The 16,330-nt window shown below is 69.4% G+C and carries 12 protein-coding genes and 2 pseudogenes; 10 read left to right on the top strand and 4 right to left on the bottom strand.

From position 1 onward, the window contains the following. Positions 1–4: 4 nt before the first annotated feature. On the bottom strand, positions 5–2,095 hold the full coding sequence (gene tkt / locus ACRC20_RS15800) for a transketolase (protein WP_438687436.1): 2,091 nt from the start codon (positions 2,093–2,095) through the stop codon (positions 5–7). 271 nt (positions 2,096–2,366) lie between these two features. Between tkt and ACRC20_RS15795 the strand changes: the two genes are divergently transcribed. The 3 genes and pseudogenes from ACRC20_RS15795 to holA all read left to right on the top strand — a co-directional run bounded on the left by ACRC20_RS15795 (position 2,367) and on the right by holA (position 6,491). After that, on the top strand, positions 2,367–3,320 hold the full coding sequence (locus ACRC20_RS15795) for a heme o synthase (RefSeq protein ID WP_438687332.1): 954 nt from the start codon (positions 2,367–2,369) through the stop codon (positions 3,318–3,320). A gap of 154 nt (positions 3,321–3,474) precedes the next feature. Beyond that, positions 3,475–5,124 (top strand): annotated as a pseudogene (locus ACRC20_RS15790) (AMP-binding protein); the annotation flags it as partial. A gap of 365 nt (positions 5,125–5,489) precedes the next feature. Beyond that, positions 5,490–6,491 carry a DNA polymerase III subunit delta gene (gene holA / locus ACRC20_RS15785; RefSeq protein ID WP_438687331.1) on the top strand — a complete coding sequence of 334 codons (1,002 nt, stop codon included), beginning with the start codon at positions 5,490–5,492 and terminating at the stop codon, positions 6,489–6,491. On the opposite strand, the gene ACRC20_RS15780 is transcribed toward holA, so the two are convergent. The 3 genes from ACRC20_RS15780 to rpsT form a co-directional block, all read right to left on the bottom strand. Next, entirely contained in the window at positions 6,488–6,916 is a 429-nt protein-coding gene (locus tag ACRC20_RS15780; protein WP_438687330.1) for an acyl-CoA thioesterase, read from the bottom strand. The two genes, holA and ACRC20_RS15780, sit on opposite strands and share 4 nt — an antisense overlap. Next, positions 6,913–8,067 (bottom strand): zinc-binding dehydrogenase, encoded by a 1,155-nt coding sequence (locus tag ACRC20_RS15775; protein WP_438687329.1) that lies wholly within the window; start codon positions 8,065–8,067, stop codon positions 6,913–6,915. Before ACRC20_RS15775 ends, ACRC20_RS15780 begins: the two co-directional genes overlap by 4 nt. A gap of 312 nt (positions 8,068–8,379) precedes the next feature. Beyond that, the gene (gene rpsT, locus ACRC20_RS15770; protein ID WP_438687328.1) at positions 8,380–8,646 is read right to left on the bottom strand and encodes a 30S ribosomal protein S20; all 267 of its coding nucleotides are present in this window, start codon (positions 8,644–8,646) and stop codon (positions 8,380–8,382) included. A gap of 245 nt (positions 8,647–8,891) precedes the next feature. Between rpsT and ACRC20_RS15765 the strand changes: the two are divergent. The 7 genes and pseudogenes from ACRC20_RS15765 to ACRC20_RS15735 form a co-directional block, all read left to right on the top strand. Then, a pseudogene (locus ACRC20_RS15765) lies at positions 8,892–10,484 on the top strand (circularly permuted type 2 ATP-grasp protein); the annotation flags it as partial. 127 nt (positions 10,485–10,611) lie between these two features. Next, complete coding sequence (locus ACRC20_RS15760) at positions 10,612–11,601, top strand: alpha-E domain-containing protein (protein ID WP_438687435.1); 990 nt, start codon at positions 10,612–10,614, stop codon at positions 11,599–11,601. Continuing rightward, positions 11,598–12,443: a transglutaminase family protein gene (locus ACRC20_RS15755; protein WP_438687327.1), complete on the top strand. Its 846-nt coding sequence runs from the start codon at positions 11,598–11,600 to the stop codon at positions 12,441–12,443. Before ACRC20_RS15760 ends, ACRC20_RS15755 begins: the two co-directional genes overlap by 4 nt. Positions 12,444–12,694: 251 nt before the next feature. Beyond that, positions 12,695–13,150, top strand: a complete 456-nt coding sequence (locus ACRC20_RS15750) for an RrF2 family transcriptional regulator (RefSeq protein WP_438687326.1) — start codon at positions 12,695–12,697, stop codon at positions 13,148–13,150. Beyond that, complete coding sequence (locus tag ACRC20_RS15745; protein ID WP_438687325.1) at positions 13,150–14,403, top strand: globin domain-containing protein; 1,254 nt, start codon at positions 13,150–13,152, stop codon at positions 14,401–14,403. Before ACRC20_RS15750 ends, ACRC20_RS15745 begins: the two co-directional genes overlap by 1 nt. Positions 14,404–14,601: 198 nt before the next feature. Beyond that, positions 14,602–15,819, top strand: a complete 1,218-nt coding sequence (locus ACRC20_RS15740; RefSeq protein WP_438687324.1) for a lipid-transfer protein — start codon at positions 14,602–14,604, stop codon at positions 15,817–15,819. A 67-nt stretch (positions 15,820–15,886) separates the two neighbouring features. Beyond that, positions 15,887–16,321: a type II toxin-antitoxin system Rv0910 family toxin gene (locus tag ACRC20_RS15735; RefSeq protein WP_438687323.1), complete on the top strand. Its 435-nt coding sequence runs from the start codon at positions 15,887–15,889 to the stop codon at positions 16,319–16,321. Positions 16,322–16,330 lie beyond the last annotated feature (9 nt).

Raw genomic sequence — 16,330 nt, 5'->3', positions numbered from 1 at the left:
GGTCTTAGCGGTTGATGGCGCGTTGGGCCGCGGCGACGACGGCCTCGGGGGTGAAGCCGAACTCGCGGAAGAGCGTCTTGGCGTCTCCGGAGGCGCCGTAGTGCTCGATCGACACGATCTCGCCCGAGCTGCCGACCAGCTCGTGCCAGCTCTGCGCGATGCCCGCTTCGACCGCGACGCGCGCGGCGACGTCGGGCGGGAGCACGCTGTCGCGGTACGACTGCGGCTGGGCCTTGAACCATTCCACGCACGGCATCGACACCACATGCGCGACCACGTCCTGCTCCGCGAGCAGTTTCTGGGCGGCGACCGCGAGCTGGAGCTCCGAGCCGGTGGCGATGATGATCACGTCCGCGTCGTCGGCGGGGGAGCCGCCGCCGAGCACGTAGCCGCCCTTGGCCACGCCTGCCGGGTCGGTCCCTTCGAGGACCGGGAGGTCCTGGCGGGTGAGGATGAGGCCGACCGGGCCGCGAAGGCCCAGCTCGGCGCGGCCCTTGCGGTCGAGCAGCGCCAGCCAGGCGTACGCGGTCTCGTTGGGGTCGCCTGGCCGGACCACGTTGAGGTGCGGGATGGCCCGCAGCGCAGCGAGGTGCTCGATCGGCTGGTGGGTCGGGCCGTCCTCGCCGAGGCCGATGGAGTCGTGGGTCCAGACGTAGATCGGGTCGATCTCCATCAGCGACGCGAGCCGCACCGCAGGCCGCATGTAGTCGCTGAACTGCAGGAACGTGCCGCCGTAGGCGCGAGTCGGGCCGTGCAGCACGATGCCGCCGAGGATGGCCGCCATGGCGTGCTCGCGGATGCCGAAGTGCAAGGTGCGCCCGTACGGCTCGGCCTGCCACGTCCCGGTCGAGATCGAGACGGGGCCGAAGGAGTCCGCGCCCTTGATCGTCGTGTTGTTGCTGCCCGCGAGGTCGGCGGAGCCGCCCCACAGCTCGGGCAGCAGCGCGCCGAGCGCGTTGAGGGTGTCGCCGGAGGCCTTGCGGGTGGCCGCGCCCTTGCCGCCGACTTCCCACTTCGGCAACGCCTCGGCGAGGCCTTCGGGCAGCTCGTGCGCGAAGAGGCGGTCGAAGAGCTGCTTGCGCTCGGGCTCCCGCTCGGCCCAGGACTCGAACCCCTGGTTCCACTCGTCATGCGCCTTCACGCCCCGGTCGCGCAGCTCGCGGGTGTGGGCGATGACCTCGGGGGCCACCTCGAAGGTCTGCTCGGGGTCGAAGCCCAACGCCCGCTTGACGGCCGCGACCTCGTCCGCGCCGAGCGCGGCGCCGTGCACCGCGCCGGTGTTCTGCAGCTTCGGGGCCGGGTAGCCGATGATCGTGCGCAGGATGACGATCGAGGGCTTGCTGGTCTCGGCCTTCGCCTGCTCCAGCGCGGCCTCGATGGCGGCGACGTCCTCGCCCGAGTCGACGTGCAGCACCTGCCAGCCGTACGCCTCGTAGCGCTTGGCGACGTCCTCGGTGAAGGCGATCTCGGTGTCGTCCTCGATGGAGATGTGGTTCTTGTCGTAGACCACGACGAGGTTGCCGAGCTGCTGGGTGCCCGCGAGGGACGAGGCCTCGCTGGTCACGCCCTCTTCGAGGTCGCCGTCCGAGGCCACGACGTAGATGTGGTGGTCGAAGGGGCTCTGGCCCGCAGGCGCGGCCGGGTCGAAGAGGCCGCGCTCGCGCCGCGCCGCGTACGCCATGCCGACGGCGTGCGCGAGGCCCTGGCCGAGCGGGCCCGTGGTGATCTCGACGCCCTTGGTGTGGCGGTATTCGGGGTGGCCGGGGGTGAGCGAGCCGAAGACGCGCAGATTCTCGATGTCTTCGAGCTCGAGGCCGAACCCGCCGAGGTAGAGCTGGATGTAGAGGAAGAGGCTGGCGTGCCCGCAGGAGAGGACGAAACGGTCCCGCCCGACCCATTCGACGTCGTTCGGGTCGTGCCGAAGGACGCGCTGGAACAAGGTGTAGGCGAGGGGGGCGAGGCTCATCGCGGTGCCGGGATGGCCGTTGCCGACCTTCTGGACGGCGTCGGCGGCGAGCACGCGGACCGTGTTGACGGCGCGCGTGTCGAGCTCGGTCCAATCGGCCGGATAGGCCGCGCGGGTGTGCTTGGCGATGAGAGCGGGGTCCGCCGCGGCGGGGGCCTGGTCGATAGCTGACACGTTCTTGAAGCTTCCTCGGGTCTCGACGGCGTGAGAGGCTCGGCGCCCGACCTGCCGACAGGCTTCCGGCTGCGCCAAGTCCAAGCCTAGCGCGCCACTGTGAAGCCCGCCGGGGCAGCTGTGCGAACTTGGTCAAGTCCCCAGGGCCGAGGGCCGATTGGGAGAGCGGGCCCCGCTCGTCTACCATCGTCTGTAGTAGAACAGCCCAAATCTTCCTAGGAGCATCGTGCCGATCAGCGCGGACCCCGTCGAGCGGGGCGTTTCCGTCCCTTCATTGGCGGGCCGCTCCCTCTCGCTGGCGCGCGACTACCTCGCGCTCACGAAGCCGAGGGTGATCGAGCTGCTCTTGGTCGCGACGATTCCTGTGATGCTCCTCGCTCATCGGGGCACGATCGACCTCAAGCTGATCCTCGCCACGCTGTTCGGCGGATGGCTCGGCGCGGCGAGCGCCAACACGCTCAACTGCGTGGTGGACGCGGACATCGACAAGGTGATGGACCGCACGAAGAACCGCCCGCTGGCGCGCGGCGCGATGAGCACTCGGGCCGCGCTCGTCTTCGGCCTCGTCCTCGGGGCCGCGTCGTTCCTGTGGCTGTGGCGCGTGGCCAACCTGCTCTCGGCGGCGCTGGTGGTCGCCACGATCGCGTTCTACGTCCTGGTCTACTCGATGTACCTCAAGCGCCGCACCTCGCAGAACGTGGTCTGGGGCGGCGCGGCGGGCTGCATGCCCGCGCTGGTCGGCTGGGCGGCGGTCACCGGGTCGCTGGCCTGGCCCGCGCTCGTGGTCTTCATGGTCATCTTCTTCTGGACCCCGCCGCACACCTGGTCGCTCGCGATGAAATACCGCGAGGACTACACGGCGGCAGGAGTGCCGATGCTCCCGACAGTGGCCGACGAGCGCATGGTGGCCCGCCGCATGGTCTGGTACACCTGGGCCACCGTCGCGACGACGTTCCTCCTGGTCCCGGTCGCGGGCCTCCTGTACGCGGGAATCGCGGCCCTGGCGGGGGCATGGTTCCTCTACGAGGCGCACCGGCTCAGTGCGGGCCTCGCGGCCGGCCGCCCGGTGACCCCCTTCCGGCTGTTCTTGCAGTCGAACAACTATCTCGCCGCCGTGTTCGTCGGGCTCGCGGTGGACTCCGCGCTGGCCTGGCCGACCGTCGCCTCCCTGCTGTCCTGACCTCGCGGGCGTTTCCGCCCGGAATTGATCCATTCTGGGAATTGATTCAAAAGGCAGAGACCAGTGTCACGAGCAAAACGGTGATGGTACCGTGTTATGTGGTTGCCCGCACATCGTGATCCGCTCGGGCCCCCGGAAGCACAGAAGGGAATTGATGCAGGTGAGCGCGACTTCCAAGGTTCGTTCTCTGGTCGACTTGGCGAAGGACGCGGCTGTCGCGGTCGGGGTCGGGCTTCGTGCCGGGATCATTCCGTTGGCGCCTCTCCCGCGCCCCGACTACTCGTTGCGCCTGCTGGCCGGGATCGACACGGTCGGCCCTATCGCGGCGGCTGTGACGGCCAACGCCGCGTTCACGCCGAGCAAGGTCGGCTTCATCGACGAGCACGGGTCGCTCACGTGGGGAGAGATGAACGCCCAGGCCAACGCGCTGGCGCGCGGCTGGGCCGCCAAGGGCCTCAAGGCGGGCGACAGCATCGGCTCGCTCTCGCGCAACCACCGGGGCCTGGTGCTCACGCTGGTCGCGGCCGGGAAGATCGGTGTGAAGGTGCTGTTGCTCAACACCGGTTTCGCCGCGCCCCAGCTGGTCGACGTCATGAAGCGCGAGGGCGGCAAGGCCATCGCGTTCGACAGCGAGTTCGCGGGCATGATCGAGAAGCTGCCGCCGGAGGTGTTCCGCACGCTGGCATGGGACGGGGGCGAGGACCCCGCCGCGATTGCGGGCCTGCCCACTGTCGAATCGGTCAGCGCGGGCCAGAGCCGCGAGAACCTGCCCAAGCCCGGCCACCTCGGCGGCTTCACCCTCCTCACCAGCGGCACCACCGGCACCCCGAAGGGCGCGCCCCGCGGCAAGGTCAGCCCGATCGGCTCGGCCCAGCTGCTGCACCGGGTCCCGCTGCGCGGCGGCCAGCGCTTCTTGGTGCCCGCCCCGATCTTCCACGGCACGGGCCTCTCGCAGTTCGCCCTCGCCCTCGTGCTGCGCCAGACGATCATCCTGCAGCGCCGCTTCAACCCCGAGCAGACCTTGCAGCTCATCGAGAAGCACAAGGCCGAGGTGCTCGTGGTGGTGCCGACGATGCTCCAGCGGATCATCGACCTGCCCAAAGAGACGCTCGACAAGTACGACGTGCGCAGCATCAAGGTCATCTTCGCCGCAGGGTCGGCGCTCTCCCCGGACCTCTCGACGCGGATCATGGACCACTTCGGCGACACCCTGTACAACCTGTACGGCTCCACCGAGGTCGCGGTCGCGACGGTCGCCCAGCCGTGGGAGATGCGCGCCGCGCCGGGAACGGCGGGCCGCGCCCCGGTCGGTGTGAAGCTCGCGCTCTTGGACGAGAAGGGCAAGCCGATCACCGAGCCGTTCAAAGAGGGCCGGATCTTCGTGCGCAGCCTGCTCTCGTTCAACGGCTACACGGACGGCCGCAACAAGGAGATCATCGACGGGCTGATGTCGAGCGGCGACATGGGCCACTTCGACGACTTGGGCCTGCTCTACGTCGACGGGCGCGACGACGACATGATCGTCTCCGGCGGCGAGAACGTCTTCCCGCAAGAGGTCGAGCACCTGCTCACCGAGCATCCCGAGGTCTTCGAGGTCTGCGTCATCGGCGTGGACGACGACGAGTTCGGCAAGCGCTTGAAGGCGTATGTGGCGAAGGCTGCGGATTCCGACCTCGACGAGGACGGGGTCCGGAGCCACGTCAAGGCGCACCTGGCCCGGTACAAGGTCCCGAAAGAGGTCGTGTTCGTCGACAAGCTGCCTCGGAACGAGACAGGCAAGGTGTTGCGGCGCGTGCTGCTGGAGGAGCACAACAAGGCGGCTGCCGAGGCGAAAGAGGCTCCGAAGGCTGAGGCTCCGAAGGCCGCAGCCCCCGTGCCTGTCAAGCCCGAGCCCGTCAAGCCCGAGCCGAAGGCTGAGGCTCCGAAAGCCGCCGCGCCTGTTGCGGCGAAGCCCGCGCCTGCGCCGAAGGCCGCCGCGCCTGTTGCCAAGGCCCCGACGCCGAAGGTGACGGCGCCAGCCGCCAAGGCCCCTGCCCCTGCTCCGAAAGCGGAGGCCCCGGAGCCTGCCAAGCCCGCTCCTGCGGAGGCCGAGCCGCAGCCGAAGGACGAGCCGCCTGTGCTCGACGCGGCAGCGACTGAAGGGACGACCGCAGCGGCTGCCCAGCAGGGGTGACCCAAGGGCTGCACCTCGTGCTCGGCGACGAGCCTTTGCTCGTCGAGCGGGCGGTCGCCGTTGTGCTCCGCGAAGCCCACGCGCAGGACATGTTCTCAAGCGGAGCGGTCGCGGCCCCGGTGGTCTCGCGGCTCCGGGCGGGCGACGCGACGGCCGCGCTGCTCGCAGAGCTGACCAGCCCCTCGCTGTTCGCCGAGCAGCGGGTCCTCGTCCTGGACGAGGCGCAGCAGGCGGGCGCGGAGCCGTGCGAGAGGATTCTCGATCTGGCCCGCGCGCAGGACGAGTCGGTCACCCTGGTGGTGTGCCACTCGGGAGCCGCGCGGAACCGGCCTCTCGTGAACTCGCTGCGCGAGCTCGGGGCGCAGGCGCACGACTGCGCGAAGTTGACTCGGGCGGGGGACCGGCTGGACTTCGTGCGCGCGGAATTCCGCGCGCACGGGGTGCGCGTCCCTCCTGCGGCAGCCCAAGCCCTTCTGGACTCGGTCGGCTCTGATCTGCGAGAGCTCGCGAGGGCGTGCTCGCAGCTCGCCTCCGACACTGGCGGCGTGGTGAACGTCGAGGCCGTGCATCAATATTTCCAAGGGAAAGCGGAGGTCAGCGGTTTCGATATCGCGGACCTCGTGTTCTCCGGGGAAACCGAGGGCGCGCTCGTGGCGGCCCGGTGGGCGCTGCTCAGCGGGGTCGCCCCCGTCCTCATCGCGGACGCTTTGGCCGAGTCGGCGCTCTCGCTCGCCAGGGTCGGGGCCGCTGGGCGGGCGAGCCCCGAAGCGCTCGCGTCGAGCCTCGGCATGCCGCCGTGGCGGGCCAAAAAGATTCAGGCGCAATGGCGGATCTGGAGCTCCGGCGGCAAGGCGGAGCGATCGGCCTTGGGCCGGGCGGACCGGGCGCTGCGCCTCGTGGCCGGGCTCAACGCGGATGTCAAGGGCGCGGCGGCGGATGTCGAATTCGCCGTGGAGCGTGCCGTCCGCGAACTCGCGAACCTCGCCCGCAGCGCCTAGGCGCCGTTGATCAGCCCCTGCACCGCCGCTCGGATCGGCTCGGGGACGGGGACGGGCTGGCGGGTCTGCTCGTCGACGTAGACGTGCACGAAGCGGCCGAGGGCGGCGGGCTCGTCCTCCCCGGCGCGGAAGACGGCGAGCCGGTACACGACGCTGCGGTTCCCGAGCTTCTCGCAGGCGACGCCGACCTCCAACTGGTCGGGGAAACTGATCTGGCGAAGGAAGCGGCAGGAGGTCTCGGCGACGACGCCGATGGCGGGCAGCTCGCGGGTGTCCATGCCGGTGGCGCTCATCAGCCAGGCGTTCACCGCCGTGTCGAAATACGAGTAGTAGGCCACGTTGTTCACGTGCCCGTAGTGGTCGTTGTCGGCCCAGCGCGTCGGCACCGGCCAGCGCGTCGGGAACGAGGGGAGGGCTTCGGTCATGAGAGCCCCCCGTGGGGGAGCGCGCTGTGTGGAAGGACTATCTGCCGCACGGCGGCCCCGTCCGCGAGGCGGTCCATCGCCTCGTTGAGGTCGGCGAGCGCGATGGTGTGGCTCTTCAGTTTCTCAACGGGCAGCGCGCCAGCGCGCCAGAGGCCGACGAGGAAGGGGATGTCCTCCTGCGGGTTCGCGGAGCCCATATAGGAGCCGATCGCGGATTTCGACTCGCCGACGAAGGAGACGGCGGGCAGCGTCAGCTCGGCGGTGGACGGCGGGAGGCCGATGAACACCGCCGCGCCGCCCCTGCCCGCGAGCTCGAAGGCCTGCCGCATTGCCCCGGTCGAGCCGACGGCCTCGAACGCCCAGCGAACGCCGAGCCCGCCGGTGGCCTCCAGGATGGCGGCGACCGCGTCTTCTGGCGCGACGGCATGGCTCGCGCCGAGCTCGAGCGCCAGCGCGCGTTTCGCCGGGACCGGGTCGATCGCGACGACAGGGCCTGCCTGCGCGGCCTTCGCGCCGAGCACAGCGGCCAGGCCGACTCCGCCGAGGCCGATGACGGCCACGCTCTCGCCCGCCTTGACGGCGGCGGTGTTGCGGACCGCGCCGAAGCCGGTGAGCATCGCGCAGCCGAACAGCGCGGCGATGTCCAGCGGCAGATCCGGGTCGACCACCACGGCAGAGGAGCGGTCCACGACGGCGTGCTCGGCGAACGCGGACACCCCGAGATGGTGGTGCACCGACTCGCCCCGCCCGCCCACGAGCCTGCGCGCCCCGGAGAGGAGGGAGCCCGCGCCGTTGGCTTTCGCGGCGGGCACGCACAGGGTGGGCTTCTTCGCAGCGCAGGCGGGACAGGCCCCGCAGCTTGGCATGAAGACGAGCACGACGTGGTCGCCCTCCCGCACGTCTTGCACGTCCGAGCCGACGGCGGTCACGACTCCGGCAGCCTCGTGGCCGAGCGCCATCGGCAACGGGCGCGGGCGATGCCCGTTGATGACGGAGAGGTCGGAATGGCAGACGCCCGCGGCCTCGATCCGGACGGCGAGCTCGTGCGGGCCGGGATCGGCGAGGTCGAGCTCTTCGAGCCGCAGCGGCCGCGAAGACGCGTACGGACGTGGCTCGCGCTCCTGGCGCAACACTGCCGCGAGAGTTTTCATGGGGTCGAGCCTAGCCGGGGGCCCTGCGCGCCCGGAAAACGCGTGAGGCGGGGCCTGGGAAGGCCCCGCCTCACGCGGAGAAGTCTTGACTGCGGGCGGTTGTGGCCGCCTCGTGTCACGCCTCGAGCTTGTTGACCAGCTTCGCCAGGGCGCTCTTGCTTGTTTTGGTGGGCGCTGTGCCGTGTTGTTCTTGTGGATGGCGCTCTTTGGTCGTTATGGCTCGCGTGTTCGGAAAACGCGTGAGGCGGGGCCTGGGAAGGCCCCGCCTCACGCGGAGGAGTCTTGACTGCGGGCGGTCGTGGCCGCCTCGTGTCACGCCTCGAGCTTGTTGACCAGCTTCGCCAGGGCGCTCTTGCGGTTCGCCGCGTTGTTCTTGTGGATCACGCCCTTGCTCACGGCCTTGTCGAGGCTGCGGTTGGCGGCGACGAGGAGCTCGGCGGCCTGCGCCTGCTCGCCTGCGGCCGCGCTGGTGCGCACCTTGCGGATGGCGGTGCGAAGGGCGGAGCGCACAGCCTGGTTGCGCTGGCGCGCGACCTCGTTGGTCTTGATGCGCTTGATCTGCGATTTGATGTTCGCCACGTGGGTTACGTCCTCGGTTTTCAGCGGCTTGGAGCCATGGTCGTTCGGTTGCGTCCGGGTGAGATGTCTCTCGGTCGCCGGCAGAGTTTCTGGCGAGGGCCTGGCGCTCACAACACACAGAGCCTGGCTTTCGCGACGAGAAAGCGTACCACGCGCCGCCCGTTCGGGGCCAATCGTGCAGTTCGGGGCCGCCTCGCAAAGTTTGACGCGCGAGTGTGAGGCCCATATGCCATAATCGAACAAGCATGAGTCCGACCACAAGTTCCCAAAAAGGGCCGGCCAAATCGGCTTCTTCACAATCGCAATCCCAGGGCGCGGGCTCGCAGTCCCAGACCCAGGGCCAAGACTCGCGCGGCAAGCCCGGAAAGGGCGCCGCGCAGCTGGTTGCTGAGCTGACCGGGGTGTTCGACGGCTACACGGAGTCGCTTGGGTTCGAGAAGAACTTCGACGAGATGTTCGAGCAGGACGGCACCCCCCGCGCCCCGTACCGTGGCGTGTTCCAGGCACTGGAGCCGTTGGACTCCGACGATCTCACCGCGCGCGCGGACGCGCTGGGCCGGGCCTTCATCAACCAGGGCATCACGTTCTCCCTCTCGGGCCAGGAGCGCCCGTTCCCGCTCGATCTCATCCCCCGCGTCATCGCGGCGGCGGAGTGGACGAAGCTGGAGCGCGGGATCACCCAGCGGGTGCGGGCCCTTGAGGCGTTCCTCGACGACGTGTACGGCGACCAGGAGATCCTGCGCGACGGCGTCATCCCGCGCTCGTTGATCTTCTCCTGCCAGCATTTCCACCGCCAGGCGGCGGGCATCCGCCCGCCCAACGGCGTGCGCATCCACGTCGCGGGGATCGACATCATCCGCGACGGCCAGGGGACCTTCCGGGTGCTGGAGGACAACCTGCGCAACCCGTCCGGGGTGAGCTACGTGATGGAGAACCGGCGCACGATGACCCGGGTGTTCCCGGACCTCTTCGGGACGCACCGGGTGCGCCCGGTGGACGACTACCCGGCGCACCTGCTCCGCGCGCTGCGGGCGGCGGCAGCCACCAACGAGGACGACCCGACCGTCGTGGTGCTCACCCCCGGGGTGGCGAACTCCGCGCACTTCGAGCACTCGCTCTTGGCCCGGCAGATGGGCGTCGAGCTGGTCGAGGGGCGCGACTTGTTCTGCCGCGACAACATCGTCTACATGCGCACGACCGAGGGCGAGGTCCAGGTCGACGTCATCTACCGGCGGATCGACGACGAGTACCTCGACCCGTTGCAGTTCAAGCCGGAGTCCCTCCTCGGCGTCGCGGGCATCGTGAACGCGGCGAGGGCCGGGAACGTCGTCATCTCCTCGGCGGTCGGCAACGGCGTCGGGGACGACAAGCTGGTCTACACCTACGTGCCGACCATGATCGAGTACTACCTCGGCGAGAAGCCGCTGGTCGCGAACGTGGACACGCTCCGCTGCTGGATCCCCGCCGAGCTCGAGGAGACGCTCGACCGGATCAACGAGCTGGTGCTCAAGCCGGTCGAGGGCTCGGGCGGCTACGGCATCGTCTTCGGCCCGGACGCGTCGGAGAAGGAGCTCGCGGCCATGGCGCGCAAGATCCGCGCCAACCCCCGCGACTGGATCGCGCAGCCGGTGATGCAGCTGTCCACGGTGCCGACCAAGATCGGCGACAAAGTCGCCCCCCGGCACGTGGACCTGCGCCCGTTCGCCGTCAACGACGGCGAGAACGTGTGGGTGCTGCCCGGCGGCCTCACGCGGGTCGCCCTCAAGGAGGGCTCGCTCGTGGTGAACTCCAGCCAGGGCGGCGGCAGCAAGGACACGTGGGTGCTCGGCAACCGCGCCCAGCCGAAGACAGAGGTCGTCTCATGATGCTGGCGCGCAACGCTGAGTCGTTGTTTCTGGATCAGGCTGGCACTGTGTCGAGCGGGTCGACGGCTCGTCGCGCGTGCGGGAACGGTGGTGTCGCATGATGCTGGCGCGCAACGCTGAGTCGTTGTTCTGGATCGGCCGCTACGTTGAACGGGCCGACGACACGGCTCGGATCCTCGACGTCGGCGTGCACCAGCTCCTGGAGGACGCGACGGCGGACGCCGACCAGCAGGCCCGCGCCATCCTGCGGATCCTCGGCTTCACCCCGCCCGAGGACGCGGAGCTCAACGTCTGGTCGATGACCGAGCTCGTGGCGTTCAACCGGGAGGGCGGCGACTCCATCGCGGATGCGCTCTACCGGGCGAGGGAGAACGCGAGGGGCGCCCGCGAGGTCACCTCCACCGAGATGTGGGAGTGCCTGAACACCACCTACAACGGCATCGCGGACAGCGAGAAACTGGCCCGCAGGCTCGGCCCGCACGAGTTCTTCTCCTACGTGGAGAACCGATCGGCCCTCTTCTCCGGCCTCGTGGACTCCACGCTCTCGCGGGACGACGGGTACCTGTTCCTCATTTTGGGCAAGCACATCGAGCGGATCGACATGATCATCCGCCTGCTGCTGGTCGGCTCCGGCGACCGCTCGGACGCCTCCTGGGTCTCGGTGCTGCGGGCGGCGGGCGCCCACGACACCTACTTGCGCACCTACCGGGGCGTGCTCAACTCCACGTCGGTCGTGGAGTTCCTCGTCCTCGACCGCCTCTTCCCCCGGTCGGTGTTCTACTCGCTGCGCTGCGCGGAGGAATGCCTCGCCGAGCTGGACCGGGGGGACTTGTACTCGCGGGTCGGCTCGCAGAACGAGGCGCGCCGGATCATCGGCGGCGCGCGGAGCGACCTTGAGTACACCCGTGCCTCCGACCTTGTCGACGACCTCTATGCCCGCCTGTCGCGGGTGCAGGCGGCCTGCCTGGAGACCGGCGAAGCCGTCGCCGAGCGGTACTTCACGGTGGAGCCGTACATGCTGTGGAGCGACGTCCGCGCGATCGGGCGAGCCGGCGAGGACTTGGAATCTGAGACGGGAGCCGTCCGATGAGCTGGAGACTGCGCGTCGTCCACACGCTGGGATACGCCTACAACTTCCCGGTGCGCGCCTCGTTCAACGAGGTGCGGATCAACCCCCGCAACGACTCCCGGCAGAACGCCATCGTCGGCCGCGTGACGACGAACCCGGCGACCCGGTACTACCGGTACTCGGACTACTGGGGCACGTTCGTCACCGCCTTCGACCTGCACGCCCCGCATTCGAAGCTGGAGATCGTCGGCACCGCCGTTGTGGAGACCGAGCTCGACGGCGAGGTCGAGAAGCCGCTGAATTGGGACAAGCTGGCCTCGCCACGGGTGACCGACCGCTACTACGAGTACCTCGGCTACACGGAGCTGGTCCCGAACCACCGCCCGCTCTTGGGCGTCGCGCGGCGGCTGCGCAAGCAGGACCTCTCGCCGGAGGAGACGGTGCAAGCCGTCGCCGAGTGGGTGAAGGGCGAGTTCGAGTTCGTCCCCTACAGCTCGGGCGCCCATGCCACGGCGGTCGACGCGGTGAACGCGGGCAGGGGCACGCACCGGGACCTCGCGCACGTGTCGCTCGCGCTGCTGCGCGGCCTCGGCGTCCCCGCCCGGTACGTGACCGGGTACGTGCACCCCGACGCGAAGGCCAAAATCGGCGACGTGGTGGAGGGGCGCACCTGGGCGTGGTTCGAGGCCTGGTACGGCGCGTGGCGCGGCTTCGACCCGGTGTCGGGCGCGCCGATCACCGAGCGCCATATCGCGGTCGGCCAGGGGCGGGACTACGCCGACGTGCCTCCGATCAAGGGCATCTACACCGGCGGCGTCGCCACCGACCTCGACGTGCATGTCGAGATCACCCGCCTGGCCTGAGCTCTGAGGTCCGTGTGGCGATCTGCCACATTGTCTCCCGCGAGCGGGAGGCGTCCCCGGGCTCGTTCCTCGCTGTGCCCGTGCGCCACGTCGGTTTGCGGCTCGCCCGCTTCGCAAGGGCGAGCGTTCTGCGCCTCCGGCGACGCCTTGCGCCTCATCGATCGGGGCTTCCCCGAATCCCCATGTCTGGTCCGGTTGTGACACGTGTCGTAAATATTGCATTTTAAATACCAATTTGAGATGCTGAAGCTATGCAGCTCACCCGGTTCACCGACTTAGGCCTTCGGATCACGATGTTGCTCGCCGTCGCGCCGGAGGGGCGGCAGCTGTCCACCGCGCAGGTCGCGGAGCAGATGCGCGTGCCGTACACCCATGCGGCCAAGGTCGTCGCCCGGCTGGCGGGCCTCGGCGTCGTCGAGTCCGCCAGGGGGCGCTCGGGCGGCGTCCGGCTCACTGAGCTCGGGGCGGGCCAGACGATCGGCTGGATCGCCCGACGGTTGGAGGGCGCGGGCGAAGTCGTGGAGTGCGAGGGGGAGAACCCGTGCCCGCTGCGCCATGGCTGCCGCCTGCGGGGGGCGCTGCGCCAGGCGCAGGAGGCGTTCTTCCAGGTTTTGGACCGCTCCACAGTCGCGGACATGGTCCGCACCCCGACGGAACCGATCCTGCGGGAGCTCGTGCTCGCCGTGGGGCGAGAGAAAGGAAACTGATGTCCCTGCCCGAGGAAACCCTGCCCGAGGCCGCATTGTCCGACAAAGCAAGAGGAGGCCTGTCCGCGCAGGCCCTGGAGGTGGTCCGGCAGACGGCCCCGGCGGTGGGCGGCGCGCTCGACGAGATCACGTCGCTCTTCTACCAAAAGCTCTTCGCCGCCCATCCCGAGCTGCTCCGAGACTTGTTCAACCGGGGCAACCAGGCGCAGGGCGGCCAGCCTCGCGCGCTCGCAGGCTCCATTGTGGCGTTCGCGGGCCTCGTCCTTGAGGGCGACGAGGAGCGCTATGGCGCCGTGCTCGACCGGATCGCGAACAAGCACGCCTCGCTCGGCGTCGTGGCGGAGTTGTACCCGGTCGTGCACGAGCATCTTTTCGCGGCGATCGCCTCGGTGCTCGGCGAAGCCGTCACCCCGGAGGTCGCCTCGGCCTGGACCGAGCTGTACTGGCTCATGGCGGACGAGCTGATCGGCAGGGAGCGGGCGCTGTACGAGGCGGCGCGGGTCGCCCCCGGCGAAGTGTGGCGCGAGGTCCGCGTGGTCTCGCGCGCGTTCGAGTCGGCGGACGTGATCAGCCTTGAGCTCGCGGCCCTCGCCGGGGAGCTGCCCGGCTTCCTGCCGGGGCAGTACGTCTCGGTGCAGGTGGCGCTGCCCGACGGGGCGCGCCAGATCCGGCAGTACAGCCTCTCTCGGGGCCAGGTCCCGGGCAACTGGCGCATCGGGGTGAAGCGGATCAAGGGCGAGGACGGCGCGCCGGACGGCGAGGTGTCCGGCCACCTCTACGAGCACGTCTTCGAGGGCGATGTGCTCCGGGCCTCTATTCCGGCCGGCGACCTCGTCCTCGACGGCTCCGACCGGCCTGTGGTGCTGGTGTCGGCGGGCATCGGCTGCACGCCGATCCTCGGCATGCTCCACCATCTCGTCGCCGAGCGCTCGAAGCGTGCGACGACGGTGCTGCACGCGGACCGGGCGCCTGCTGCCCACGCCTACCGCGCGGAGCTCGCCTGCCTTGTCGACCGGCTGCCCGTCGGGCGGCTTCAGACGTGGTACCAGAGCGCCGACCGTTCGCGGGAGGGCGTGCTGTCGGGCCTGATGGACTTCGGGGCCGTCGACGTCGCCCCCGGCTCGATCGCGTTCGTGTGCGGGCCGAAACCGTTCATGGCGTACGTCGTCGCGGCGTTGACGGCCAAGGGGATCCCCGCCGAGGACGTCCGGTACGAGCTTTTCGGCCCGCACGCGTCGCTCGTGGACGCATAAAATCTGATCCAAGCCCCGCCGAGGAAGACCACCTCGGCGGGGCTTTTTGGCTTTCTGGCCAAGTCGCGTGTGAGCCATCGCTATGGCGCATGCAACATCACATTGTTATCATCGACTTGATCCGTGATATGGTTCATGGCACCACCGGCATAACAGCGTTAGAGACTGTGCGGCGGGCGAGACGAAAGGCGGAAGACGGTGACGACAGGCAAGGCTCGGACACGCAAGGGCGAAAAGGTTTTCGTGATCGGCGTCGGGATGACGAAGTTCGAGAAACCGGGACGGCGCGAGGATTGGGACTACCCCGACATGGCGTTCGAGTCGGGCACCGCCGCGCTCGCGGACGCCGGGATTGCCTACGACCAGGTCGAGGGGGCGTACGTCGGATACGTCTACGGCGAGTCCACGGCGGGCCAACGGGCGGTGTACCAGCTCGGCCTGACCGGCGTCCCCGTCGTCAACGTCAACAACAACTGCTCGACGGGCTCGACCGCGCTGTTCCTCGCCGCGCAGCAGATCCGGGGCGGGCTCGCGGACTGCGTGCTGGCGCTCGGCTTCGAGAAGATGCAGCCGGGCTCGCTCGGCGCGACGTTCACGGACCGGGCGCAGCCGATGGAAAAGCACCTTGAGGCGCTCGACGCGCTGTACGACCTGGCCTTCCCCGTCGCGCCCTGGATGTTCGGAGCCGCCGGACGAGAGCACATGAAGCTCTACGGCACCACCGCCGAGCAGTTCGCCAAGATCGGCGAGAAGAACCACCGCCATTCGGTGAACAACCCCAACTCCCAGTTCCGGGACGAGTACTCGCTCGACGACGTCCTCGCCGCCAAGATGATCTACGACCCGCTCACGAAATTGCAGTGCTCGCCGACCTCGGACGGCTCGGCGGCGGCGATCCTCGCGAGCGAGGACTTCGTGGACCGGCACGGCCTCGCGGGCCGCGCGGTCGAGATCGTCGGGCAATCGCTCACCACCGACTTCCAGTCCACGTACGACGGCACCGCGAAGAACATCGTCGGCTTCGACATGTCCAAGCAGGCCGCGCAGCGGGTCTACGACCAGTCGGGGCTGGGGCCGGACGACTTCCAGGTCGTCGAGCTGCACGACTGTTTCTCGGCGAACGAGCTGTTGACCTACGAGGCGCTCGGCCTGTGCGCCGAGGGCGAGGGCGGCAAGCTGGTCGACTTGGGCGAGACCACCTACGGCGGCAAGTGGGTGGTGAACCCCTCCGGCGGGCTCATCTCCAAGGGCCATCCGCTCGGCGCGACCGGGCTCGCCCAATGCGCCGAGCTCACCTGGCAGCTGCGCGGCGACGCGGACAAACGCCAAGTCGACGGCGTGGCCGCCGCCCTGCAGCACAACATCGGCCTCGGCGGGGCGGCGGTCGTCACCGCCTACCAGCGCGCCGTCCGCTGAGCCCCGCGAACCACAGACCTGCCAACCCCGCGAAAACACGAAGAAAGATCAAAAGGAGAGCACCCCTATGGGCAGCATCGAAGCGACATCGACCATCCCCCTCCCCCCGGAGAAGGTCTGGGCCGGGATCACCAACCTCGACGACTACGACAAGTGGATGACCATCCACACCAAGTGGAAGGGCGACGTCCCGGAGCAGCTGTCGAAGGGCGCCCAGTACGCGGAGGTCATCACCATGATGGGCATGGCGAACACCATCACCTGGACCGTCGAGGAATTCGAGCCGAACAAGCTGTTCAAGAGCTCGGGCGTCGGCATGGCCGGGGTCAAGACCACGACCACCATCTCGCTGGCCCCCGAGGGCGACGGGACCAAAGTCACCCTCGGCAGCGAGTTCAGCGGCAATATCATCAAGGGCCCGCTCGCCAAAGCCGTCGAACGGGCCGGGCTGAAGGACCTCGAGGCCTCGGTCGCCAAGCTCACCGAGTTCCTGAGCGCCTGAGCGGCGGCC

It is taken from the genome of Segniliparus sp., assembly GCF_051660745.1.
GTDB lineage: Bacteria > Actinomycetota > Actinomycetes > Mycobacteriales > Mycobacteriaceae > Segniliparus.
This window is presented reverse-complemented; position numbering and strand designations above follow the sequence as displayed.

Excerpts from the sequence above, each read along its gene's own strand:
- ACRC20_RS15760 (WP_438687435.1), top strand. The coding sequence starts at position 10,612 with ATGCTGGCGCGCAACGCTGAGTCGTTGTTCTGGATCGGCCGCTACGTT.
- ACRC20_RS15750 (WP_438687326.1), top strand. The coding sequence starts at position 12,695 with ATGCAGCTCACCCGGTTCACCGACTTAGGCCTTCGGATCACGATGTTG.
- ACRC20_RS15775 (WP_438687329.1), bottom strand. The coding sequence starts at position 8,067 with ATGAAAACTCTCGCGGCAGTGTTGCGCCAGGAGCGCGAGCCACGTCCG.
- ACRC20_RS15780 (WP_438687330.1), bottom strand. The coding sequence starts at position 6,916 with ATGACCGAAGCCCTCCCCTCGTTCCCGACGCGCTGGCCGGTGCCGACG.
- ACRC20_RS15735 (WP_438687323.1), top strand. The coding sequence starts at position 15,887 with ATGGGCAGCATCGAAGCGACATCGACCATCCCCCTCCCCCCGGAGAAG.
- ACRC20_RS15755 (WP_438687327.1), top strand. The coding sequence starts at position 11,598 with ATGAGCTGGAGACTGCGCGTCGTCCACACGCTGGGATACGCCTACAAC.
- ACRC20_RS15745 (WP_438687325.1), top strand. The coding sequence starts at position 13,150 with ATGTCCCTGCCCGAGGAAACCCTGCCCGAGGCCGCATTGTCCGACAAA.